This is a genomic window from Erwinia sp. B116 (genome assembly GCF_002865965.1).
In the GTDB taxonomy this organism is placed as follows: domain Bacteria; phylum Pseudomonadota; class Gammaproteobacteria; order Enterobacterales; family Enterobacteriaceae; genus Erwinia.
In genome coordinates, this window is sequence record NZ_JRZZ01000027.1 from 17,984 (window position 1) to 18,386 (window position 403).

Sequence of the window (403 nt, forward strand, 5' to 3'; positions counted from 1 at the left end):
CCAGGTCTGATTAAGCACCAGCTGGTTAGTCGCGTCGGTCACGTCGGCAGCCGGGGTGTAAGTACCTTTCCAGGTAATACCGCCGTCGGTGGAGATCAGCTCGGACAGGGTGCCGTTCGGCGCGGTCAGCGCTTCGCGGGTCAGGCCGGAGACCGCCTCAGAGAAGGTGATGGTCACGGTGGACGCCTCACCCGCCTTCAGCGCGGTATCGCTCAGCTGGATGGTGGCGGTTGGCAGCTGCGTGTCGATGGCAAAGTTGTCCGACTCCACCAGGCCCTGGCCGGTATTGCCTGCGGCATCGTGAACGTACGTCTGGTTCAGGACGATCAGGTTAGTCGCGTCGGTCACGTCAGCGTTCGGCGTGTAGGTCCCTTTCCAGGTGATCCCGCCGTCTGTGGTGATC

At 63.0% G+C, this 403-nt stretch carries 1 protein-coding gene; it reads right to left on the reverse strand.

What is annotated here, in order from left to right; translation table 11 throughout:
• On the reverse strand, positions 1-403 hold a 403-nt coding region (locus NV64_RS16525; RefSeq protein ID WP_199177683.1), incomplete at both ends, for an Ig-like domain-containing protein.